The organism is Microcystis sp. T1-4 (assembly GCF_000297435.1).
In the GTDB taxonomy this organism is placed as follows: domain Bacteria; phylum Cyanobacteriota; class Cyanobacteriia; order Cyanobacteriales; family Microcystaceae; genus Microcystis.
On the sequence record NZ_CAIP01000324.1, the window covers coordinates 1 to 514 of the forward strand.

The 514-nt window shown below is 44.9% G+C and carries 1 pseudogene; it reads left to right on the forward strand.

The features are described from left to right. Positions 1-514, forward strand: a pseudogene (locus MICAI_RS16830) (hypothetical protein); the annotation flags it as partial.

The window sequence follows — 514 nt, forward strand, 5'->3', positions numbered from 1 at the left end:
CCCACAGCCCTAATTTTCCAAAATGCTGTCACCGAGTTAGCTGAAAATGTCAATGTCACCCCAGAATTTAAAGTCGCCGACCTCCTGATTGAAGATGATGGTTTAGGAACCAATAATCTCTTCCTCACAGGACGGGATAGGGAGCGCTTCTTAATTCAGAATTCGGCTCTTTTCTATGTCGGTTTTACTCCTAATTTTGAAGCTCAAAACAGTTACGAAGTCACCGTCAATGTCGATGATACAACCGTTGGTGTCACCCCCGATCTCACCCAAACCTTCACTTTAAACATCACCGATGTCAACGAAGCTCCCACAGCCCTAATTCTGGCCAATAGCACTAATACGATCGCTGAAAATACCGATACCAGTCAAGGTGTAAAAGTTGCCGATATTCAGATCAGCGATGATGCCTTGGGGACCAATAGCCTTTCTTTGTTGGGGAATGATCAGAGCAGTTTCCAGATTCGTGGCCGGGAATTATTCTTCATCGGTAAGGCTGATTTTGAAGCCCAAT